General features: G+C 69.6%; 25 protein-coding genes. 10 read left to right on the forward strand and 15 right to left on the reverse strand.

Translation table 11 applies throughout. The features are described from left to right. Positions 1 to 114 precede the first annotated feature (114 nt). From ACFY0T_RS27155 to ACFY0T_RS27175, 5 genes are all read left to right on the forward strand, one after another. The gene (locus ACFY0T_RS27155; RefSeq protein ID WP_388875629.1) at positions 115 to 486 is read left to right on the forward strand and encodes a YraN family protein; all 372 of its coding nucleotides are present in this window, start codon (positions 115 to 117) and stop codon (positions 484 to 486) included. Further along, positions 486 to 2,111, forward strand: coding sequence for a YifB family Mg chelatase-like AAA ATPase (locus ACFY0T_RS27160; RefSeq protein ID WP_388875632.1), 1,626 nt, complete (start codon positions 486 to 488; stop codon positions 2,109 to 2,111). Before ACFY0T_RS27155 ends, ACFY0T_RS27160 begins: the two co-directional genes overlap by 1 nt. Then, a complete protein-coding gene (gene dprA, locus ACFY0T_RS27165) occupies positions 2,108 to 3,253 on the forward strand; it encodes a DNA-processing protein DprA (protein ID WP_388875635.1) in 1,146 nt (381 codons plus the stop codon). Before ACFY0T_RS27160 ends, dprA begins: the two co-directional genes overlap by 4 nt. A 272-nt stretch (positions 3,254 to 3,525) precedes the next feature. Continuing rightward, positions 3,526 to 4,368, forward strand: a complete 843-nt coding sequence (gene whiG / locus ACFY0T_RS27170) for an RNA polymerase sigma factor WhiG (protein WP_388875638.1) — start codon at positions 3,526 to 3,528, stop codon at positions 4,366 to 4,368. Between the two features lie 124 nt (positions 4,369 to 4,492). Further along, on the forward strand, positions 4,493 to 5,050 hold the full coding sequence (locus ACFY0T_RS27175) for a TetR/AcrR family transcriptional regulator (protein ID WP_388875973.1): 558 nt from the start codon (positions 4,493 to 4,495) through the stop codon (positions 5,048 to 5,050). A 205-nt stretch (positions 5,051 to 5,255) separates the two neighbouring features. On the opposite strand, the gene ACFY0T_RS27180 is transcribed toward ACFY0T_RS27175, so the two are convergent. Then, positions 5,256 to 5,879 (reverse strand): M23 family metallopeptidase, encoded by a 624-nt coding sequence (locus ACFY0T_RS27180; RefSeq protein WP_388875641.1) that lies wholly within the window; start codon positions 5,877 to 5,879, stop codon positions 5,256 to 5,258. Positions 5,880 to 6,149: 270 nt separating this feature from the next. Between ACFY0T_RS27180 and rpsB the strand changes: the two genes are divergently transcribed. The 5 genes from rpsB (at position 6,150) to ACFY0T_RS27205 (ending at position 10,796) form a co-directional block, all read left to right on the forward strand. Beyond that, the gene (rpsB, locus tag ACFY0T_RS27185) at positions 6,150 to 7,046 is read left to right on the forward strand and encodes a 30S ribosomal protein S2 (RefSeq protein ID WP_388875644.1); all 897 of its coding nucleotides are present in this window, start codon (positions 6,150 to 6,152) and stop codon (positions 7,044 to 7,046) included. A gap of 95 nt (positions 7,047 to 7,141) precedes the next feature. After that, complete coding sequence (tsf, locus tag ACFY0T_RS27190; protein WP_388875647.1) at positions 7,142 to 7,978, forward strand: translation elongation factor Ts; 837 nt, start codon at positions 7,142 to 7,144, stop codon at positions 7,976 to 7,978. Between the two features lie 178 nt (positions 7,979 to 8,156). Next, entirely contained in the window at positions 8,157 to 8,927 is a 771-nt protein-coding gene (pyrH, locus tag ACFY0T_RS27195; RefSeq protein WP_388875650.1) for a UMP kinase, read from the forward strand. A 172-nt stretch (positions 8,928 to 9,099) separates the two neighbouring features. Next, positions 9,100 to 9,657 carry a ribosome recycling factor gene (frr, locus tag ACFY0T_RS27200; protein ID WP_010984060.1) on the forward strand — a complete coding sequence of 186 codons (558 nt, stop codon included), beginning with the start codon at positions 9,100 to 9,102 and terminating at the stop codon, positions 9,655 to 9,657. After that, complete coding sequence (locus ACFY0T_RS27205; protein WP_388875654.1) at positions 9,657 to 10,796, forward strand: phosphatidate cytidylyltransferase; 1,140 nt, start codon at positions 9,657 to 9,659, stop codon at positions 10,794 to 10,796. The genes frr and ACFY0T_RS27205 overlap by 1 nt, the downstream gene beginning before the upstream one ends. Positions 10,797 to 11,183: 387 nt before the next feature. Here ACFY0T_RS27205 and ACFY0T_RS27210 read toward each other — a convergent pair whose 3' ends face one another. The 14 genes from ACFY0T_RS27210 to ACFY0T_RS27275 form a co-directional block, all read right to left on the reverse strand. Further along, complete coding sequence (locus tag ACFY0T_RS27210) at positions 11,184 to 11,711, reverse strand: hypothetical protein (protein ID WP_388875657.1); 528 nt, start codon at positions 11,709 to 11,711, stop codon at positions 11,184 to 11,186. Positions 11,712 to 12,220: 509 nt separating this feature from the next. Then, positions 12,221 to 13,471, reverse strand: a complete 1,251-nt coding sequence (locus ACFY0T_RS27215) for a tyrosine-type recombinase/integrase (protein ID WP_388875660.1) — start codon at positions 13,469 to 13,471, stop codon at positions 12,221 to 12,223. An 85-nt stretch (positions 13,472 to 13,556) separates the two neighbouring features. Then, the gene (locus ACFY0T_RS27220) at positions 13,557 to 13,829 is read right to left on the reverse strand and encodes a helix-turn-helix domain-containing protein (RefSeq protein ID WP_388875663.1); all 273 of its coding nucleotides are present in this window, start codon (positions 13,827 to 13,829) and stop codon (positions 13,557 to 13,559) included. A gap of 69 nt (positions 13,830 to 13,898) precedes the next feature. After that, positions 13,899 to 15,323 carry a phage/plasmid primase, P4 family gene (locus ACFY0T_RS27225; RefSeq protein ID WP_388875666.1) on the reverse strand — a complete coding sequence of 475 codons (1,425 nt, stop codon included), beginning with the start codon at positions 15,321 to 15,323 and terminating at the stop codon, positions 13,899 to 13,901. A gap of 130 nt (positions 15,324 to 15,453) precedes the next feature. Next, positions 15,454 to 16,332 carry a DNA primase gene (locus ACFY0T_RS27230; RefSeq protein ID WP_388875669.1) on the reverse strand — a complete coding sequence of 293 codons (879 nt, stop codon included), beginning with the start codon at positions 16,330 to 16,332 and terminating at the stop codon, positions 15,454 to 15,456. An 89-nt stretch (positions 16,333 to 16,421) separates the two neighbouring features. Further along, complete coding sequence (locus ACFY0T_RS27235; RefSeq protein WP_388875672.1) at positions 16,422 to 16,904, reverse strand: single-stranded DNA-binding protein; 483 nt, start codon at positions 16,902 to 16,904, stop codon at positions 16,422 to 16,424. Positions 16,905 to 16,909: 5 nt separating this feature from the next. Beyond that, positions 16,910 to 17,377 (reverse strand): hypothetical protein, encoded by a 468-nt coding sequence (locus tag ACFY0T_RS27240; protein ID WP_388875675.1) that lies wholly within the window; start codon positions 17,375 to 17,377, stop codon positions 16,910 to 16,912. Between the two features lie 16 nt (positions 17,378 to 17,393). Then, the gene (locus tag ACFY0T_RS27245) at positions 17,394 to 17,669 is read right to left on the reverse strand and encodes a hypothetical protein (protein ID WP_388875678.1); all 276 of its coding nucleotides are present in this window, start codon (positions 17,667 to 17,669) and stop codon (positions 17,394 to 17,396) included. Continuing rightward, positions 17,666 to 17,995: a MazG-like family protein gene (locus ACFY0T_RS27250; RefSeq protein ID WP_388875681.1), complete on the reverse strand. Its 330-nt coding sequence runs from the start codon at positions 17,993 to 17,995 to the stop codon at positions 17,666 to 17,668. The genes ACFY0T_RS27245 and ACFY0T_RS27250 overlap by 4 nt, the downstream gene beginning before the upstream one ends. After that, positions 17,992 to 18,597, reverse strand: coding sequence for a hypothetical protein (locus tag ACFY0T_RS27255; protein WP_388875684.1), 606 nt, complete (start codon positions 18,595 to 18,597; stop codon positions 17,992 to 17,994). Before ACFY0T_RS27255 ends, ACFY0T_RS27250 begins: the two co-directional genes overlap by 4 nt. A 14-nt stretch (positions 18,598 to 18,611) precedes the next feature. Further along, positions 18,612 to 18,806 (reverse strand): hypothetical protein, encoded by a 195-nt coding sequence (locus ACFY0T_RS27260; RefSeq protein WP_388875686.1) that lies wholly within the window; start codon positions 18,804 to 18,806, stop codon positions 18,612 to 18,614. After that, the gene (locus ACFY0T_RS27265; protein WP_388875689.1) at positions 18,806 to 18,991 is read right to left on the reverse strand and encodes a hypothetical protein; all 186 of its coding nucleotides are present in this window, start codon (positions 18,989 to 18,991) and stop codon (positions 18,806 to 18,808) included. The genes ACFY0T_RS27260 and ACFY0T_RS27265 overlap by 1 nt, the downstream gene beginning before the upstream one ends. 15 nt (positions 18,992 to 19,006) lie before the next feature. Further along, positions 19,007 to 19,261 (reverse strand): hypothetical protein, encoded by a 255-nt coding sequence (locus ACFY0T_RS27270; RefSeq protein WP_388875692.1) that lies wholly within the window; start codon positions 19,259 to 19,261, stop codon positions 19,007 to 19,009. Positions 19,262 to 19,402: 141 nt separating this feature from the next. Continuing rightward, positions 19,403 to 21,640, reverse strand: a complete 2,238-nt coding sequence (locus tag ACFY0T_RS27275) for a cell division protein FtsK (protein WP_388875695.1) — start codon at positions 21,638 to 21,640, stop codon at positions 19,403 to 19,405. Positions 21,641 to 21,676 lie beyond the last annotated feature (36 nt).

A 21,676-nucleotide genomic window follows, 5' to 3' on the forward strand; every position in this document is an offset into this window, starting at 1 on the left:
GCGGTGACCGCCGCTCGGACGGGTGAGGGAGTTTTCCACAACCCTTCGCTCGTCCACCAAGATCCAATAGCGGGCTGAAGTGGCCTCAATGTTGGCGCCGGAGGTGGTGCCGACATGAATACACCCAAGGCACGCAGTGCACTCGGCAAGTACGGCGAGGAACTGGCCGCGCGGCGGCTGACCGAGACCGGGATGACGGTCCTGGCCCGCAACTGGCGCTGCGGCAGGACCGGCGAGATCGACATCATGGCCCGCGACGGTGACGCTCTGGTCGTCTGCGAGGTCAAAACGCGCAAGGCGGGAGCCTTCGAACACCCGATGGCGGCCGTCACCCCGGCCAAGGCCCAGCGCCTGCGCGGCCTCGCTGAACGCTGGCTCCAGGAACATGGGGGAGCCCCACCCGGCGGCGTCCGCATCGACCTGATCGGCGTCGTCCTCCCCGACCGTGGCGCGCCCGTGGTCGAGCACGCGCGGGGGGTGGCCTGATGGGATTCGCGCGGACGTGTTCCGTGGCGCTCGTCGGCGTCGAGGGCGTCGTGGTCGAGGTCCAGGCGGACCTGGAGCCCGGCGTCGCGGCCTTCACCCTGGTCGGCCTCCCCGACAAGAGCCTGACGGAGAGCAAGGACCGGGTTCGGGCGGCTGTGGTCAATTCCGGGGCGTCCTGGCCCCAGAAGAAGCTCACGGTGGGGCTGAGTCCGGCCTCGGTGCCAAAGGGCGGCAGTGGGTTCGATCTCGCTGTCGCCTGCGCGGTCCTCGGGGCTTCCGAGCGGATCGATCCACGGGTGCTCTCCGACATCGTCATGATCGGGGAGCTGGGACTCGACGGACGGGTACGGCCGGTACGGGGTGTGCTGCCGGCGGTGCTGGCCGCGGCGGACGCCGGATACGAACAGGTGGTCGTGCCCGAGTGCGCGGCCGCCGAGGCTTCGCTGGTGCCGGGCGTCTCCGTGCTCGGGGTCCGCAGTCTGCGTCAGCTGATCGCGGTGCTCTCGGACGAGCCGGTGCCCGAGGAGGATCCGGACGAGCAGGGGCGACCGGATCCGTTGCTCGCGGGCCTGCGGGTGCCCGGCACGGGGGAGGCCACCGGCCTGTGCGGCATCGCCGTGCCGGAACACGACCAGGGGCACGACCTCGCCGACGTCGTCGGCCAGCTGTCGGCGCGCACCGCGATGGAGGTCGCGGCGGCCGGTGGGCACCATGTCTTCCTGCAGGGACCACCCGGCGCGGGCAAGACGATGCTCGCCGAGCGGATGCCGTCACTCATGCCGCCCCTCACCCGGCAGGAGTCCCTGGAGGTGACGGCGATCCACTCGGTCGCGGGCCTGCTGCCGCCGGGAAAGCCCATGGTGGACGTCCCGCCGTACTGCGCACCGCACCACTCGGCGACGATGCAGTCGCTCGTCGGCGGCGGCAAGGGGCTCGCGCGGCCGGGCGCGGTGTCCCTGTCGCACCGCGGCGTGCTCTTTTTGGACGAGGCACCGGAATTCAGCGGCTTCGTGCTCGACGCCCTGCGGCAGCCGCTGGAGGCCGGGCACGTCGTGATCGCGCGCAGCGCCGGTGTCGTGCGGTTCCCGGCGAAGTTCCTGATGGTCCTCGCGGCCAACCCCTGTCCGTGCGGGCGCTTCAGCGTGGCGAACGACTTCTGCGAGTGCCCGCCCTCCTCCATTCGCCGCTACCAGGCCAGGCTCTCCGGACCGCTGCTCGACCGGGTCGATCTGAGGGTGGACGTCGAGCCGGTCACCCGCTCCGAACTGACGGCACGCGGCGCACAGGGCGAGACGACGCGGACGGTGGCCGACCGCGTACGTGCCGCCCGCGAGCGTGCCGCCGCCCGGCTGACGGGGACTCCCTGGCACACCAACAGCGAGGTGCCGGGACGCGAACTGCGCAGCCGCTGGCAGGCCATGCCGGGAGCCATGGACGAGGCCGAGCGCGGCCTGGAGCGCGGTGTGCTGACCGCCCGTGGCCTGGACCGGGTGCTTCGCGTGGCTTGGACCGTCGCGGACCTGTCGGGACACCACCGACCCGACGCAGGGGATGTCGCCCTGGCTCTCCAACTGCGTACCGGAGTCCCGCGAGGGGTGCCGATGACGATCGGCTCGCCGACATGACGCACGACGAGCGCATGGCCCGCGCCGCCCTCGCGCGGGTCATCGAACCAGGGGACGAGATCGGCGGACGGTGGCTGCGCGAGTTCGGGGCCGTGGAGGTGGCACGGCGGCTGGTCGGGGGAGGGAAGATGCTGCCGGGGGTGAGCGTCCAGCGGTGGGAGGGGCTGCGGGGTCGGGCCTCGAGGGCGCGACCGGAGCGGGATCTGGCTGAGGCCCGGGACGCCGGGGTGAGGTACATCTGCCCCGGTGACCCCGAGTGGCCCGCGCAACTCGATGATCTGGGCGATGCCCGGCCCATCGGCCTGTGGGTACGAGGCCACCCCAGCCTGCGGATATGGGCGCTGCGTTCCGTCGCCGTGGTCGGAGCCCGAGCCTGCACCGAGTACGGCGCCCATATGGCGGCCACTCTCGGCGCCGGCCTTGCCGAGCGCGGCTGGGTGGTGGTGTCCGGCGGTGCCTACGGCGTGGACGGTGCCGCGCACCGGGGGGCCCTCGGGGCGGGCGGCGCGACCGTCGCCGTGCTGGCCTGCGGCGTCGACCGGCCCTACCCGCGCGGACACACCGAGCTGATCACCAGAATCGCGGAACAGGGGCTGGTGGTGGGGGAGTTGCCACCCGGCGACCATCCCACACCGAGCAGATTCATCCTCAGGAACAGGGTCATCGCGGCGCTCACCCGGGGGACCGTGGTCGTCGAGGCGGCGTACCGGAGTGGTGCGCTGGTCACGGCGCGGGCGGCGCAGCGGCTGGGGCGGTTCACGATGGGGGTGCCCGGCCCCGTCACGAGCGGGCTGTCGGCCGGGGTGCACGAACTGTTGCGCGGGGACGCGACCCTGGTCAGCGACGCCGCGGAAGTCGCCGAACTGGTGGGCGACATGGGTGACCTGGCCCCCGACCGCCGCGGGCCGGTGCTGCCGCGCGACCTGCTGGACCCAGGCGCGGGACGTGTGCTGGCCGCGCTGCCGGCGCGAGGTCTGGCGGGGGTGGAGGAGATCGTCCGGGGTGCGGGAACCACCATGGACGACGCGATCGGGAGACTGTACGAACTCCGAGCACTTGGTTTCGTCGAACGACACGGCGATGGCTGGAAGTTGACACGCCAGGCGATGATCTCCGTCCGCGGTGATCGGGGAGGGCGCTGACCGAGCGTGTTCAGCCGTCCGGGCGAACGCCGACACCCTTGGGAATTCCCGCAGTTGGTGTCTTCCGGCGGTCACGCAGGGCGACGGTCGTGACTCCGGGGGACGCCCCGGGGGACGACGCTGCGTGCGGGTGTTCTCCCGTCCTTCGCGCACTGCGACACCCCAGTCACGCTACGCTCACGAGGATTCCGACTCAGACAGGCAATCTCGACATCACACCGACAGGTCACCCAGGTAATCCCAGTTCACGGCAGAACGACACAAGGCGACGAATGCCCCAGCACACCTCCGGGTCCGACCGGGCGGCGATCCCGCCAGCCGCCCGCGACGGCGGTAGCGTGCGCCCGCCCGCTCCCTCGACGCTCGACGAGCTGTGGCGGTCGTACAAGGCGACGGGTAACGAGCGGCTGCGGGAGCAGTTGATCCTGCACTACTCGCCGCTTGTGAAGTATGTCGCGGGGCGTGTGAGCGTGGGGCTGCCGGCCAATGTCGAGCAGGCCGACTTCGTCTCGTCGGGGGTGTTCGGGCTGATCGACGCGATCGAGAAGTTCGACATCGAGCGGGAGATCAAGTTCGAGACGTACGCGATCACGCGGATCCGGGGCGCGATGATCGACGAGCTCAGGGCGCTGGACTGGATTCCGCGGTCGGTGCGGCAGAAGGCGCGCAATGTGGAGCGGGCGTACGCGACGCTGGAGGCACGGCTGCGGCGCACCCCGTCGGAGTGTGAGGTGGCCTCCGAGATGGGCATCGGGGTGGAGGAACTCCACGCGGTGTTCAGCCAGTTGTCGCTGGCGAACGTGGTGGCTCTGGAGGAGTTGCTGCACGTCGGCGGCGAGGGCGGTGACCGGCTGAGCCTGATGGACACGCTGGAGGACACCGCGGCCGACAATCCGGTCGAGGTGGCCGAGGACCGGGAGCTGCGGAGATTTCTGGCGCGGGCGATCAATACGCTGCCCGACCGGGAGAAGACCGTCGTCACGCTCTACTACTACGAGGGGCTCACGCTCGCGGAGATCGGCAATGTGCTGGGGGTGACCGAGAGCCGGGTGAGTCAGATCCACACCAAGTCGGTGCTCCAGTTGCGCGCCAAGCTGGCGAGTTTCGGCCGCTGAGGTCCAGGGCGCTGAATCGTCTCTGCCTCGTCGTTGGCTGAATCCTTTCGGGTGGTCGATTGGCTGCCGTTCGGTGCGGTCCGTCCGTAGAGTGGTTGACGTGCCAAGGATTCGAGCGGCCTCCGTGGCCGAGCACCGGTCGATGCAGCGAGCCGCCCTGCTGGACGCGGCGCGGTCCCTTCTGTCCGAGGGTGGGACGGAGGCGCTGACCTTCCCGGCTCTCGCCGAGCGCACGGGGCTCGCGCGGTCTTCCGTGTACGAGTACTTCCGGTCGCGGGCCGCCGTCGTCGAGGAGCTGTGCCAGGTCGACTTTCCCGTCTGGGCGGCGGAGGTCTCGGCGGCGATGGAGCGGGCCGACACGCCTGAGGGCAAGGTCGAGGCGTATGTGCGCCAGCAGCTGGCGTTGGTCGGGGACCGGCGGCACCGGGCCGTCGTGGCCATCTCCGCGAGTGAGCTCGATGCCGGGGCGCGGGAGAAGATCCGTGCGGCTCATGGCGGGCTGGTCGCCATGATCGTCGAGGCGCTCGGGGAGATGGGGCACGCGGAGCCGCGGTTGGCCGCGATGCTGCTTCAGGGTGTGGTGGATGCGGCTGTGCGGCGGATTGAGCTGGGGGCGGCGGAGGAGCCTTCGGCGATCACCGAAGCGGCCGTTGCGGTGGCTCTGCGGGGGGTTCGGGGCTGAGCCCCGTTTTTGTTGGGCACCGGGGGCGGGGGCTGAGCTCGGGGTGGGTCGCGCAGCCCGGCGCTGTACGGGGTGCCGCTGTGCCCACCCGTGCCGCCCCTAGCGGCACGCATGCCCACAGTTGCTTCCGCTGAGGGTGGGTTGCCGGCCCTTGCGGCGCGCCTGCCCACAGTTCAGGTGCCCCTCGCGGCGGGCATGGCCACTGCTAGGACGGGGTCTTCGTTACTGGCAGTAGGCGGGACGGGCCCCTGAACAGCAGCCATGGGGGGAGTAGGGAGAGTGGGTTCAGGTAGGTCCTGCCTCTCAGTAGGCCCCAGTGCAGGCAGGACGTCGGGCAGTGTGAGGGCGCAGGTTCCACAGTGCCGAGTACGTCGCCGGTCGTGACCTCGTCGCCCTTCTGCACCGCTGCCCGCACCGGGCCGTAGGTCGTGCGCAGCGGCGGCGTGCCCGTCCCCGACAGTTCCACCGAGACGACGCCGCGGCCCGCGACCCGGCCCGCGAACGACACGCGGCCAGGGGCCACCGCTCGTACCGGTGTGCCCGGGGGCGCTGCCAGGTCCACGCCGCGGTGGCCCCGGCTGTAGGTCGTCGCCGGAGGCTGCCAGCCCCGTACGACCAAAGGGCGTACACCCACGGGCCACGTGCGGGCGACAGTCGGGACCGTCGGATCGGTGCCTGGCGGGCCGGGTGCTCCCGGAGGGCCGGCGGGTGACGGCGGCGCCGGGCCGTTCGTTCGTGCCAGGGCGGACGGGGTCAGCGCCCCCAGAGCCGTCATCGTCAGCCCCAGGAGCAACCCCAGCCACGTACGCACACATCGTTTCGCTCGCATGCGAGAACCGTGCCGCATCGGGCGGATCATGGCCGGGATCTGTGGAGTACCGGCCGGTTGTGGACAGCGGCGTCACCCGGTGCCTCTCGGGTCCCGTACACTTCTGGTGGCGATCCGGGTCACCGGGTCGACTTCGCACGCCCCGACACTCGGTCATCAAAAACCGGTGTCAGCGCCTCTCGGTCCCTCGTGGCAAGGCGCATCGCGGGCGTCAGGCGCGCGTGCCGTCCGGCACACGCGGCACAACCGAGAACACCAAGGAGAACGGCCATGGCCGTCGTCACGATGCGGGAGCTGCTGGAGAGCGGCGTCCACTTCGGTCACCAGACCCGTCGCTGGAACCCGAAGATGAAGCGCTTCATCTTCACCGAGCGCAACGGCATCTACATCATCGACCTGCTCCAGTCGCTGTCGTACATCGACCGCGCCTACGAGTTCGTCAAGGAGACCGTCGCCCACGGCGGCACGGTCATGTTCGTCGGCACGAAGAAGCAGGCGCAGGAGGCCATCGCCGAGCAGGCCACCCGCGTCGGCATGCCCTACGTCAACCAGCGCTGGCTGGGCGGCATGCTCACCAACTTCTCCACCGTCTACAAGCGTCTGCAGCGCCTCAAGGAGCTCGAGCAGATCGACTTCGAGGACGTCGCCGCTTCCGGTCTGACCAAGAAGGAGCTTCTCGTGCTCTCGCGCGAGAAGGCCAAGCTGGAGAAGACCCTCGGTGGTATCCGCGAGATGCAGAAGGTGCCCAGCGCCGTCTGGATCGTGGACACCAAGAAGGAGCACATCGCGGTCGGCGAGGCCCGGAAGCTCAACATCCCGGTCGTCGCCATCCTCGACACCAACTGCGACCCCGACGAGGTCGACTACAAGATCCCGGGCAACGACGACGCGATCCGCTCCGTCACCCTGCTCACCCGCGTGATCGCCGACGCCGTCGCCGAGGGCCTCATCGCCCGCTCCGGCGCCGGCAAGGCGGAGGGTGAGAAGGCCGCGGGCGAGCCGCTCGCCGAGTGGGAGCGCGACCTGCTCGAGGGCGAGAAGAAGGCTGACGAGGCTGAGGCCCCCGCCGCTGAGGCTCCGGCTGAGGCTGCCGCTGAGGCTCCGGCCGAGGCTGCCGCTGAGGCCCCCGCCGCTGAGGCCCCGGCCGCGGACGCCGAGCAGGCCTGACCCCTCACCCCTTCGGGTTGTGAACGGCGGGGGCCCACAAAGCCCCCGCCGTTCGGCCCGTAGATCTTCAGACTCCGAGAGAGATTCCAGGAATCATGGCGAACTACACCGCCGCCGACGTCAAGAAGCTCCGTGAGCTCACCGGCGCCGGCATGATGGACTGCAAGAAGGCGCTGGACGAGGCCGAGGGCAACGTCGACAAGGCCGTCGAGGCCCTGCGCATCAAGGGCCAGAAGGGCGTCGCCAAGCGCGAGGGCCGCTCCGCCGAGAACGGCGCCGTGGTCTCCGTCATCGCCGACGACAACACCTCCGGTGTCCTGGTCGAGCTGAAGTGCGAGACGGACTTCGTCGCCAAGGGCGAGAAGTTCCAGGCCGTCGCGGGCCAGATCGCCCAGCACGTCGCCAAGACCTCCCCGGCCGACCTCGAGGCGCTCCTCGGCTCCGAGATCGAGCCCGGCAAGACGGTTCAGGCGTTCGTCGACGAGGCCAACGCCAACCTGGGCGAGAAGATCGTCCTGGACCGCTTCGCCCAGTTCTCCGGCGCCTACGTCACCGCGTACATGCACCGCACCATGCCCGACCTGCCCCCGCAGATCGGTGTCCTGGTCGAGCTGGACAAGGCCGACGCCGACCTCGCCAAGGGTGTCGCGCAGCACATCGCCGCCTTCGCGCCGAAGTACCTCTCCAAGGAGGACGTCCCGGCCGACGTCGTCGAGTCCGAGCGCCGCGTCGCCGAGGAGACCACCCGCGCCGAGGGCAAGCCCGAGGCCGCCCTCCCGAAGATCGTCGAGGGTCGCGTCAACGGCTTCTTCAAGGAGGCCACCCTCCTCGGCCAGCCGTACGCGCTCGACAACAAGAAGTCCGTCCAGAAGGTTCTGGACGAGGCCGGTGTCACCCTGAAGCGCTTCGTGCGCATCAAGGTCGGCATCTGAGTCCGTACCGCGATCGACGCGCGACCCCTATAGGGTCGACAGCAGTCGTCCGCGTACGCCGGCAGGCACGCGCGTGTGCCGGACGACAGCAGATCTGACGAGGAGGCCATTGCCGAGCATGGGAACAACACCCCACCGGCAATGGCCTTCTTCGTATGTGCACCACAAGGAGATCTCCATGACCACCACCCAGGCCGACCAGGGCGAGAAGACCGACGACGGCAAAGGCGCGGGACGCTTTCTGCTGAAGCTTTCCGGCGAGGCGTTCGCCGGTGGCGGCGGACTGGGCGTCGACCCCGACGTGGTGCACAAGATCGCCCGCGAGATCGCGGCCGTCGTGCGCGGCGGCGCCCAGATCGCGGTCGTCATCGGCGGCGGCAACTTCTTCCGTGGCGCCGAACTCCAGCAGCGCGGCATGGACCGGGCCCGCTCCGACTACATGGGCATGCTCGGCACGGTCATGAACTGCCTCGCCCTCCAGGACTTCCTGGAGAAGGAGGGCATCGACAGCCGCGTGCAGACCGCCATCACCATGGGCCAGGTCGCCGAGCCGTACATTCCGCTGCGCGCCGTGCGCCACCTGGAGAAGGGCCGGGTCGTCATCTTCGGCGCCGGTATGGGCATGCCGTACTTCTCCACCGACACCACCGCCGCGCAGCGCGCCCTGGAGATCGACGCCGAGGCGCTGCTGATGGGCAAGAACGGCGTGGACGGGGTCTACGACTCCGACCCGAAGACCAACCCCGAAGCCGTCAAGTTCGACTCGCTCAGCTACGGCGAGGTCATCACCCGGGACCTCAAGGTTGCCGACATGACCGCCATCACGCTGTGCCGGGACAACAAGCTGCCGATCCTGGTCTTCGAGCTCCTGGCGGAGGGCAATATCGCGCGGGCCGTCAAGGGTGAGAAGATCGGCACACTCGTGGGCGACCAGAGCAGCCGGGCCTGACGGGGTCCACCCCGGACGGGGGACGAACCCCGGCCGAGGACGGACCCTGACCGGGGGATGGACAATGTCCTGTCGGTCCGGAACCGTGCAGGAATAAGACGCGACGCAGCCGGCCGCCGACCCCGACGAGGAAACAGCTGCCGGGCCTACTCAAGACACGCAGGAGCAAGTGGTGATCGAAGAGACCCTCCTCGAGGCCGAGGAGAAGATGGAGAAGGCCGTCGTGGTCGCCAAGGAGGACTTCGCCGCGATCCGCACCGGCCGTGCGCACCCGGCGATGTTCAACAAGATCGTGGCCGACTACTACGGCGCGCTGACGCCGATCAACCAGCTGGCCTCGTTCTCGGTGCCGGAGCCGCGTATGGCCGTGGTGACCCCGTTCGACAAGAGCGCGCTGCGCAACATCGAGCAGGCGATCCGCGACTCCGACCTGGGGGTGAACCCCAGCAACGACGGCAACATCATCCGGGTGGTGTTCCCGGAGCTGACGGAAGAGCGCCGCAAGGACTACATCAAGGTCGCCAAGACCAAGGGTGAGGACGCCAAGGTCTCGATCCGCTCCGTACGCCGCAAGGCCAAGGACGCCATCGACAAGCTGATCAAGGACGGCGAGGTCGGCGAGGACGAGGGCCGCCGTGCGGAGAAGGAGCTCGACGACACCACCGCGAAGTACGTCGCTCAGGTGGACGAGCTCCTGAAGCACAAGGAAGCGGAGCTGCTCGAGGTCTGATGAACGACTCTTCCTGGGGGGCGCCGCCACAAGCTGGGTACTGGGGGCCGTCCGAGCAGGGGCCTGTCCAGGGGGCAGCCCCGGCGGGTCCCGCATACGATGCGCATGACGCGCAGCAGACTCGCCCCATGCCCACCGTGCCCGGCGTACCCGCACATGGCGGAGACCAGGATGACGACCGGGGGGCCGCTCGGCTGAGCGGCCCCCTGTTCCGCGACGACACACCGTCGGCGGCGCCCTACGGGGATCCGTCGCACAATCCGCAGAGCCCGCAGGAGCCCATGCCCAGCGCCGCCCCCCAGCCCGCCTCCGCGCCGCAGAAGAAGAGCGCGGGACGCGACCTGGGCGCGGCCATAGGAGTGGGCGTCGGGCTCGGTGCGGTGATCGTCGCGTCGTTGTTCATCGTCAAGGCCGTCTTCGTGGGCGTGATAGCAGTCGCCGTGGTCGTGGGGCTGTGGGAGCTCACGTCGCGGCTCGAGGAGCGCAAGGGCATCAAGGCGCCGCTCGTGCCCCTGGCGCTCGGCGGCGCCGCGATGGTCGTCGCCGGATACGTTCGCGGCGCCGAGGGCGCATGGGTGGCGATGGCGCTCACCGCACTGGCTGTCCTGGTCTGGCGGATGACGGAACCGCCCGAGGGTTACCTCAAGGACGTCACGGCGGGGGTCTTCGCGGCCTTCTACGTGCCGTTCCTGGCCACGTTCGTGGGGATGATGCTCACGGCCGACGACGGGCCGCGCCGCGTTCTGACGTTCCTGCTGCTGACGGTTGTCAGCGACACCGGTGCGTACGCGATCGGCTGGCGCTTCGGCAAGCACAAGCTGGCGCCGCGCATCAGCCCTGGCAAGACCCGTGAGGGCCTGTTCGGAGCGGTCACCTTCGCGATGGCGGCGGGTGCGCTGTGCATGCAGTTCCTGATCGACGACGGCACCTGGTGGCAGGGCCTGCTCCTCGGCCTCGCCGTCGCGGCCAGCGCCACACTCGGCGACCTCGGCGAGTCCATGATCAAGCGGGACCTGGGCATCAAGGACATGGGCACCCTGCTGCCGGGCCACGGCGGCATCATGGACCGGCTGGACTCGCTCCTGCCGACGGCTCCTGTGGTGTGGCTGCTCATGGTGATCTTCGTGGGGTCCGGCTGACCTGCGCTCGTAGCCATGCCCGTACGCCGCTGACGTGCTGTTTTGTACGTGGGGGGCTCGTCGTCCACAGGGCGGCGAGCCCCCCTCCGTATGTCTGCGACACTTGTATGGCCATGCCTAAGCCCGGAGAACTGTAGGTGATCCGTCATCAACAGGGTCTCTACCTGCGCATTTGGCGTTCGGGAGGGGGCCTGTTGTGGTCACTGGGCCGTCTCTGGGCCGTCTGGCACGCGGCTAGGACCCGTTCCAAGGGTTCAGAACTGCGGCGTTCGGCGGATGCCTGAAGCGATCTGGGGATCTAGGCGATGCCCCTGCCTCGCCCGCAGTGAGTGGCGCAGGTTGAGCCTGTCGTGCTGCTGCGCGGCGGGGATCACTCTGCCCAGCAGGTCACCGGTTGTTGGTAAGGGTGAGCGTTATGTCGGCCTTGTCGTCGGGCTCATCCTCCAACACGTTATCCACGTGGAATTGCATGGTGCGCGTTTGCCCCTGCGGGATTTTGATCGGCGACAAAGCGAAGGGAAACCCGCCGCCCGGGTCGTTGGTGTCCGCGCTGTCACCCTCAAAGAGCTTGACCTCGCCGTCCCTCAACTCTATCGAGCCATCGTTGTTGCGTGAGAGCTGGTAGTGAATTTCGGCCCTCACCTCTCCGCCGCATTTCCCGAAATACCAGAACCTCCCGGGCGCGCGCCCTAGGTTGTTGACGACCGGGTTGTCATGGCGGCAGCGTTCGTTCTTGCCGAAATCCTCGTGATCCATCATCTGGAACACGACGTTGCCGGTTACCGGGGCCTGCCGAGGGGCCGACTGGGCGGTCGTTCCCAGCGCGGTGGCCGCTATGACCGTCGCGGCGGGAACAACGAGCGCCCGCCAGGGCGTGGAGCCACAGAGGCCAGGGCGTATGGTTTCCGTCTTCACGAAGGTTCCTCCCATCAAAATGGGTGCACATTCGCTGCTGCATCGAGGGCAGCTGGATAGAGAATTGCCTGAAATGGCGGGAGTCATCCTCTTGCTCGGCAAAAAGCTGCGGCCGTTACCGGGATGGTCTCAGTGTTGAAAGCGGAGGGCAGCCTGGAGCCACAATCTGGGCCCGTGCGGGACTGGTCTGCGCGAATTGCGCCTGATTAATTGCTTGGCGCGCGGCCGGGGAGAATACAGACTACGGGTCCACCAGAATCCCCCAACTGGGACCGCTCATCAATGACGTTACTATTTACCAGGGCTGCCAGCAACTCGACATGGTAGTGATCGGCAAGCAGCTCGACTGAAGGTAAGTGGCCGAGTAGCCTCCGAGGCCGCCGGGCCTGTTCCGGCGGCCTCGGAGCATGATCTGCCAACTCCGTGCAAGCGGCTCACGGTTTCCGGGCGATCAAGGGCAGGGACCTGGGGACGCGCGTCGACCAAATCCGGATGTTCCTGATTTTTTTTCACAGGTTCTCAGACTTGCGTTCAGCGGGCAGGAAAACCCGGTCAACGGCATTCCTCGTACGCTCCTGACTCGACGGCATCAGGTGGGCGTATACCCGCAGCGTCAGCCCGGGGTCGGAGTGTCCCAGGTACTGGCAGACGGCCTTGATGCTCTCCCCGGCGTCCAGGAGCATGGACGCGTAGAAGTGCCGCAACGCGTGCATGCCGTGCTCGCGTGCGGACTCGTACTTGCCGTCCTCCCCGGCTCCCGAGATCAGGCCTGCCGCAGCAAGCGCGGGCTTCCACTCCTGGATGTTGAAGTTGCTGCGCCACACGACCCCGCTCGCGGTGTTCGTGAACAGGAGGCGGGCCGACACCTTCGGGCCGTCCGGCTTCCGCCACGGCAGTGTGATCTCAACCGGCTTGCAGGCGTCCATGTGGGCACGCAGGGCCTCAGCCACCGACGACGGCAGCGGTACATCCCGCTCCTTGTTGCACTTCGGCGGGGCGAACACGGCTTTCCCTCGGATGAGCTTCACCTGTCGGACCACCCGCAGGATGCCGCCCTCGAAGTCGAGCGCGTCCTCAGCGAGTCCCACGATCTCACCCTGTCGGAGTCCACACCCTGCGCCCGTGTCCACCATGGTCCGGTACCGCTCCGGGAGTGCGGCGCGAACGGCGTGCACCTGTGTGGGCAGCCACGGCACGACGCGCCGCCGCTCGGCCGCCGGCGGGCGGACGGACTTAGCGGAGCACGGGTTCCGGGGCAACAGGCCGTCGTCCACGGCCGCGCTCAGCACGGCTCGAACGTCACCGTAGATGTTGCGCGCGTAGGCCCCGCTCACGTCGGAGTTCGCTTCCAGGGCGCTCGTGAGTTCGCGGATGTGCTCGGGGCGGAACGAGTCGAGCGGGCGCGTACCGAGGACGGGGAAGGCGTGCAGACGTAGCCGCTGTTCGGTCACGATCTGGCTGGACACATCGGCGGTGTGGGCGGTGAGCCACCTCTCGGCATAGGTCTTGAAGGTGATCCGGGCGGCGCGCGGGTCGATGTACTGGCCGCGTGACATGTCGGACGCGATGTCTGTGAGCCACTTCTCGGCGAGGCGCTTCTGCCGGTCGGGGAAGGACTTGCTCTTTTCGGTGCCGTCGGGGCCGATGTACCGGGCGCGGTACCGCATGCCGGTGCCATGGCGGCCGGTCTTGATGCGGACGGTCTTGCCGTGGGTGTCGGTCTCGGTCTTGTACCAGCGGTCTTGGATGTGGCCTGCCATGCGGCGGCGGTCCCTTCTGGGCATGGGGAAGGGAGGGCCGCGGTGCGGCCCTCCCTGGGGTTGTGCGGTCTGGTGTGTGGCTGCGTCAGGCGGCGGCCTGGTCGGCGTTCTTGCGCTGGGTGACGTAGGTGCGTACGTCGGCGGGGTCGTAGCGCAGGTACTTGCCGATGCGGAATCCGGGCGGGCCGGTCCGCTTCTTGCGCCACTGGTAGACGGTTTCGAGGGGCACCTCGAACATCTCGGCGATGTCGTCGGGGGTGAGGTACCGGTCCGGGAGGCCACCCCGGAGGGTGGCGCGGGGGCCGTCGTGTGTGGGAGCGATCGCGCTCACTGCGTCCTCCACAAGTTGGAGTGACATTGCTCTGAGTCGTGACTCATCGCGACTCAAAGCGGCTCTGAAGGGGCCTGAGTCGCGATGAGTCGCGACTCAGGCAAATGTGGGTGGGACTTGGTTGAGGGTGATCCCGTTGTAGGTCGCCACCTGTCGGCCGTGGGCGTCACGGGGTCGGGTGCGGTTGAGCCGGGGGACGACGGAGAGCAGGTTGCGACCGAAGACCTGCTTGGTGCCGGGGCGGACGCCGTTGTCCTCGGCCCACTCGCGCCAGACGGCCCACAGGCTGTCCACGGGGATCGTGCAGGCGGGCCCGGTGGTGCAGCGCTCGCGGATGAACGCGGACGTGGGGGATGCGGTGTCCTGCATGGTGGTGATGGCCTCGCGGCTGGCGGCCGGCTCGGCGATCCGGTCCGTTTGCTGGAGACGAGCGAGCCCGTCCAGAGCCCAGTTGAGGATGCCGGGCATTTCGGCAACGAGCCGGTCCAGAAGGGTGGCGTCTTCCTTGCCGAGCCACGAGACGGTCAGGTTGAGGACGATGAACCGGCGGGCGATGACGCCGGATGAGTCGCCGAAGTGCGGCAGTTCGTTGGACAGCATCATCAGCCGGGTGGGCAGCTTGCCGGTCCACTGCTCGCGGTATTTGCGGTCGATGTCGATGGTGTCCTCGCCGGAGATGGTCAGCAGCCGTTCGACGACCTGGCTGCTGTCGTTGCCGGACAGCCGGGCGTCGGAGATGACCGCGAGCGGCTTGCCGATCAGGGTGGCAAGACCGAAGTTGGTGCCGAGCCCGGCGAGGGTGGGGCCGGCGAGGTTGTTCTTGCCGACCAGCTCCTTCATCACGCGGGCGATGGTTCCCTTGCCGGAGCGCGACGGGCCGACCATGAGCAGGATCTTTTGCTGGTCGGTGCGGCCGGACAGGATGTAGCCGAACCACTCCTGAAGCGCAGTGATGGCATCGGGGGCGTGGGGCCAGATCTTCGCCAAAAACGCTTCCCACTCCGGCGCGGTGGCGTTCGGGTCGTAGTCGAACGGGACGGAGACGTGGTTGAAGAACCCGGGGGTGTGCGGCAATAGTTCTCGGTCGCGGATGCGCAGCAACCCGTTCGCACAGGCCACGATCGGCCCCCACCAGGTGGTGTCCGCGCCGCCGCTGTCCAGCCACGCGGGTGCGTCCACCTCGGAGGGCAGGAGAGTGATGGAGCCGAGCGCATCGAGCAGGTTGCTGATCTTCTGCTTCGTGGGTGCCCAGTCGCGCTGTTCGGTGGTGTCGTCCTTGGCGGGCACCAGGTAGACGGCGTACTCAAGTCGCTCGTACATGGCTTTGCGTACCTGTGCTTCGTCGATCTCGCGCCAGTGGGTTCCGCTCCAGCGCATCCAGGACGCGCGCCAGCGGTGGTACACAAGCTGTCCGTCCTCGGTCTGCCAGTCCGGCAACAGGCGGCGGGCGACAGCGAGGGGGTTGGACGGCGGGGGCAGTTCCTCGGTCGTGGGGGCGTCGGTGGTGGGGGTGTCGGTCACGCTGCGGTCCTCCCTCCCAGGACAATGTGGACGCCCTTGCGGGCGGCGCCCTTTGAGGCGCCTACGCGCGGCCGTGGCGCGCCCTGTACGGCGCCGTGACGGTTGTTCATGGTGTTCTGTGGTGCTTTGTTCATGCCGCGCGCTCCACGGCCGTCTGGAAGCCGTTGGCGACCGCCCGGCGGGCGTAGGGCTCGGGAACGTCCACCAGGACGGCGGCGGCCACGATTTCCTCGCCGATGGCGTCGAGGCCGCAGGGTCCGGGGCAGGCGGTGTGTTGTGCGGCGAGGAAGCGGGCCACGCCGAACGCCTGTGATCCGGCGCCGGATTCGGTGTGGGACTTGATCAGGGCGAGGCCGCGTTCGAGGCCGGTGCGCACGTAGCGCTCGGTGTGGCGGCACCCGGTGGCCACCGTGCGGTCCCACCTGGCGCGCGCCGGGGAGGAAGACGCCACCCCGCGCCGGGCGGGGGTGGCATCTTCCTTCACCACCAGGGCGCGGACGGCAGGCGGCAGAACCGTCATGCGTCCGGTGCCGTGTCCGAGCCAACGCGCGTACTGGCTGAGGGACTTGATGTCCACGCCCGCCCGGACGGCGTTCGCGGACGGCATGGCGCCCTGGTAGATCCAGTGCTGGCCGCGCGTGGTCGGCACGGTCCGGGTCGCCGGAAGGCTCGTGCGGGCCCACGCGATGGCGGCCTCGTTGTCGAGGTCGACGACGGTGAGTCCGGCGCCGCCGGGGTGGTAGGCGACGGCCACGGCCTCACGCCATGCCGGCGCCCACGCGGGTGAGGTGATGACGGCCGGGTCGGTGGTGGCGGCGGCCCATGCGTGGCAGGGAGCGTGGCAGGTGCAGGGGCCCGCGGTCTTCATGTTCGGGCGCCCGCCGCAGGCGTTGTGCGCGCAGGCGGGGCAGTTGCCGACAGGCACCTTCCCGTCCCGCAGCGGCAGCACGGGCACGCGGGCGGCGGCGAGGGCGCAGGCTACTCGCCGCAGGTGGGTGGGTTGGGTCATGCTGGGGACCTCCAACAGGTCTGTTCAGGACCGGAGGCAAGGGCGGCCCCGCTGTCATTGGCGTGAGGTGGGGGCCGCCCTTGGCGTATCTAGAAGGGCGGTTCCTCGCCCGAGCCGGACGCCGGGGCGGGGGTGCCCCGTCCGCCGGAGGCGGGCGCGGCGGTCTTCCACGGATCGTTGCCGGGGGCGGACGCGGCGGGCTTGCGACCGGCGCGTTCAACCGTGGCGGTGGCGAACTGGAGCGAGGGGCCGATGTCGTCGACTTCCAGGCCGAGCATGGAACGGTTCTCGCCCTGCTCGTTCTGCCAGTTGTGCTGGCGCAGACGGCCGGTGACGACCACGCGCATGCCCTTGGTCAGGCTTTCGGCGATGTGCTCGGCCAGGTCACGCCATGCGGTGCAGCGCAGGAACATGGCGGTGCCGTCCTGCCACTGCCCGGAGGCCTTGTCGTAGGTGCGGGGAGTGGAGGCGACGGAGAACTTCGCCAGCGCGGCCCCGGAGGGGGTGAAGCGGAGTTCGGGGTCGTCGGTGAGGTTGCCAACGACGGTGAGAGGGGTCTCGCCTACGGCCATGAGGATCACTCGCTCTCGGGGGTGTGGGTGAAGGCGGCGTACTGCTGGCGGACGTAGGCGCGCGGGTCGTCGGGAGCGTCCGCGCCGTCCAGCTCGATGAGGAAGTGGGCCAGTTCCAGGGCGTGTTCGTCGCTGAGGCGGTGGCCGGGTGGGAGGTGGGCGGTCTTGCGGTCGACGACCGCGGCGCGGCGCAGCCACCATTCACGGTTGCGCTTGCCGACGTGGGCCTGAGCCAGCAGCCAGTCGAACTCTTCGCGCGGGTCGGGGGCGTTGGCGTACGCCTCGTCGGCGGTGGGCCACTCCTCTGCGGTGGCGCCGTCGGTGGGCTTGTGGTCGGCGCGGATGTAGAGGCGGTGCCGTTTGTGGTCGCGGGTGGGGTAGACGGTCGCGGTGCCGGTGGTGAAGGTGCGATCCAGCGCGGCGACCACGGGGTCGGTGTCGGCGGCGTCACAGATGACGCGGATCTCGAACACGGGTCCTCTTCTCGGGTCAGAACGGGGGTTCGTTGCTGTAGCCGGGCGGCGTGCGCCGGTGCCATCGGGGCAGCGGCAGCAGGACCCATCGGCGGGTCTCGTCCCAGCACGTGCAGGGCTCCCAGTCGGTGCCCGCGTACTCGCCGGTCTCCGGGTCGCCGTAGTCGCGTCCGGTGCCGCCGTCGCCGTCGCACTGCGGGCAGTTGGGCCGGGGCGTGTCCGTGAGGACCAGCGCGGGCCGGGGCCAGTGGGTGCGCTGGATGCGCAGCCGGGGCAGGGTGCCGAGCCTCATACGGCGCGCTCCGGGGTGTGGTCGAGGCGCCGGGCGGCGGCGTGCAGCTTGGCGTCCAGGACGGCGGGCGGAACGGTGGTGAAGGCGTGCAGGGCGACGGCGGCGGCGATGATGACGTCGCACAGTTCGTCGGCCACATCCGCCGGGGTGTGGGTGGTGCCCTTGCGGGGGTTCTGGCCGGTCATGCCGATGTACGCGGCGGCGGTCTCGCCCGCTTCCTCGGTCACCTTCAACAGCCGCATGGCCATCTCGTGCTCGCCGCTGCCGTTGGCGGCGTTCAGGACGGCAGCGATGCTGGCCGTGACGGGCCACAGAACGGCGCTCATGCAGACTTCCTCTCGTTCGTGGGGAGTTCGGGCAGGCCCGCGCGCTCCAGGGCGGTGGGGTCGAAGCCGGGCAGCGCGGCGCGGGTGATGAGTGCATGTGCGAGCTGTTCGGCGTAGGCGGCGCCGGTGCGGGCCACCTCGATCTGTGTCGTGGCGCGGAGGGTCTCGACGCGTTCGATGTGGGCGTGTTCCTCGCACCGCTCGCTCACGTGCCGCTCGTGGGCGACGCGTTCGCGGCGGTCGGCGCGCCAGTACCGCGCGGCGAGCCCGTAGGCGCCGGCCGTGGCGAGCGTCCACAGCAGCAGCGGTAGGGACATCCCGTCGGCGTATCCGGCCACCCCGGCCAGGGCGAGCCCTCCGGAGGCGGCGAACGCGGTCCCGGCGATCGTGCTGTCTCCGGCGTGGCCGACGCTCGCGCACGCTCCCGCTGCGGCGGCCCCGGTGGACAGGACGGCCATCAGCACGGCGTTGCCGACGGAGTGTTCGGCGCCGTTGGCGTTCCAGATCCTCGCGAGGGCGAGCACGGTCGTGGTGGCGATGGCGGGCGCCGCCTTCGGTGCGGCGGCAACCAGCCAGTGCCGGGCGACGATGGGTTCATTCATGACGATGTCTCCCGTCAGTTGCCGAGGGCGGACAGGGCGTCGGCGGACGCCTGCACGAGGTTGTGGATGGGCTCGTACGCGCCGGTCCCGGCGACGAAGAATCCGAACAGGAACAGCACCAGGGCGGCGCCGCCCCCGGCGGACTTGGTCTTGACGGCGAGGGCGGACGCGGCGCCGAACAGCAGCACGGCGGAGATGTTCAGGACCATCAGCAGCCCTCCGGACCGGTGGGGTTGGTGAACCGGGCGTCCACGTCGGCGGCCAGGCGCTGGAGGTCGGCGACGGTGAGCGGCGCCGCGCGGAACCGGTCCTGGACGTCGGTGGGGAGGAAGTCGGCCGTTTCGTCGCGGCAGATGATGACGGGCGGCTGACGGTGCTCGGGGTTGTGTGTCATGGCTGTTCTCCGGGGTCAGTCGGCGGTGCCGGCGCGGTAGATGCGGGCCCAGCGGTTGTAGAGCCAGCGGCCGATGCGGATGCGCTTGCCGGTGGCCTTGCAGCGGCGGCAGTCCTTGCCGCGCTTGAGGCGTCCTTTGCGGTCGGTCTTGAGCGCGTGGCCCATGCCACGGCAGGCGCGGCAGTTGCCGAACGGTGAGGCCGCACACAGCCCGCCGTAACCGAGAGTGACGGCTATCAGGCAGGCGATAGCAGCGAGGATGGGGGTCATGAGGGGCCCTCCCAGGCGGTTTCCAGGGGTTTCCGCAGGTGGGGTGCTATCCGCTAGATCACAGGTGGGAGTGGATATGGGGTGCTAGCGGGGGTGCTACCGGTAGCAGGTGTGGTTGCTACCGGTAGCACCGTTCCGGGTCTATGCGGCGCCCGGCTTTTCGTTACGCTCCGCAATCTCCTTGAGGATGTCGGCGCGGACGATGCCGCGCCGGGTGGTGCGGGTGCCGTCGTCGGTCGTCCCAGCCACGTCGCGGGTCTTGATGCCGTGCGGCTTGAGGGCGGAGGTGACGTTCTCGCCCTTCCACCCGCCGTAGACGTCCGGCCGCAGTTCGGCGAGGCGGGCGGCGATCCGCTCGTTCCACACCCGCTCTTCCTTCTCCGGCACGACCGCCGCGACATCGGCGAGCAGGTCGTAGGACGGGCCGGTGACCTGCTCGGGTGCCTCCCCGAGGGCGTAGCCGGACAGCCGCCCGGCCTTCTCCCGCACCGTGCGGGCGCGGACGGCGACGCGCTCGGCGAGGGGCGCGTCCAGGAACGCGCTGGAGACGATCCGGGCGTCGGAGCCCTCACCGACGAAGTAGTGCAGGCCCTTGTCACCCCACGCGAACATCGTGGCGCGCACCCCGCGCTTGTAGGAGGACGTGCCGAGGACCATGTCGTTCTCGGTCTGGCCCATCACCTTCAGGCAGAAACGCGTGCTGGCGTTCGCACTGATGCCGGTGGGCAGGGACTTGGCGTCGGGCCGCTGGGTGGCCAGCAGCAGCACGATCCCGGTCGCGGGACCACGCTTGACCAGGTCGGTGGCGATTTCCTCGAACTCCTTGCCGTGCTCAGCGTGCTCGAACAGCACCTGGCACTCGTCCACCCCGATGATGATGGGGTGCAGGCCCAGCGAGCGCTTGTCGGCAAGAGCGCTGGTCACCTTGGACTCGGGGCAGATGTCCCGGGGCAGCGAGCGGATCACTTTGGTGCGGCGCCGCAGTTCCTCGCGCAGGGCGCGGAAGTCGTGAAGCGCGTACTGGATCGTCTCGTCTTCCTCGCCTACGCCGTGCCGGTGGGAGACGGCCTCGCCGACCGGATCGAGGTCGCCGGTGCCCTTCATGTCGTAGGTGTGCAGCTCAGCACGCGGATCGAGGGCGGCGATGAGCAGGAGCAGCCGAAGGAGGAAGGTCTTGCCCATGCGGGGAATGGCGCCGATGATTCCGGCGATGAACATGAGCGTGACCTCGACCCAGCGTCCGCGCTGGTCAGTGCCGTAGGTGACCGGCTTGAACAGGTCGACCGTGCCGGACTTGAGCAGCGGCCATGCGGGCTTCGGGGCGGACTTGAGGGTCTGGTCACCGACCCACAGCACCAGGTGACCGGGGTGTTCCTCCGACTCCGCCTCCGGCCACACGCAGCCCAGCGGCCGGCGCAGGCCGGACGCGAGGCGTTCCCGCTTCTCGATCACGTCGGTGACGGTCACACCGAAGGGGAGGTTGCCCTCCGCACGCCAGCCGGGGCCGTCGCGGGTGATCGGGGCGGTGAACTCGAACCCGTCCCGCCCCTTGGCCTGCGCCTGGTTGATCGCGGGAATGCCGATCGCACCGAGCGCCCGCAGCACGATGTCCGACGTGAGCTTGGACGCCTTCGGAACGTCCACAGCCCTGTGGATAACCGGATCATCAGCCTTGCGCCCGGCGGCCCCGAGCGCGAGCACCAGGGCGCCGACCGAGAGGGCTTGCAGCCAGTCGGGTGCCAGCACGTACAGGGCGAGCGCCAGACCGAGGCCGATGAACATCCCGAGCACCGCTACCAGGGTGCGGAGCCGGACGCGGCCGTCGCGCTGCCGCGACAGCTTCAGATACTCGGCGGCGTCCTCGCGGCGCACGGCGGCGAGTCGCACCGGCTCGCCCTCGCGGTCGGCGACCCACCGCATGGTGCCGCCCACGAATCGGGCCAGTCCGGTCGGCGCCTGCATGGTCAGGCGGGCGGCGTACCAGGGGGAGCGCAGGGCGTGGTAGGCGGCGGTATGCGTGTAGTGCCGGGCCACCCATGCGGACGCGGTCTTGAGTTCCGCGACCGAGCGCAGCCACAGGGGGAGCACGTCACGCCGCTTGGCTGCGGCGAGCCGACCGAGGTAGCCCGGACCGCTCGCGGCGGTCGCCGACTGGTCGACCATGACGCGCGTGGTTGGGTCGTCCGACTCGCTATCCGACTCGCCGGGGCGGGAGTCGGCCGACGCGTCGGCGTCGGGTCGGGTGGTCGGGTCGGCCGACTCGGTCCGGGCGGATCGGGCCTTGTCGAGGTCGAGCACGTCCGCCCCGGAGTCGGTGTCGGCGGCCATCTCGGCCTCCAGCCGGTTGAAGAGTTCGTTGTCGTCGTCGGGGTGCTTCACTGAGGGTCCTTCCACTTTTGGGTGTGAGGGATCGCG

This window comes from Streptomyces sp. NPDC001530 (genome assembly GCF_042894545.1).
GTDB lineage: Bacteria > Actinomycetota > Actinomycetes > Streptomycetales > Streptomycetaceae > Streptomyces.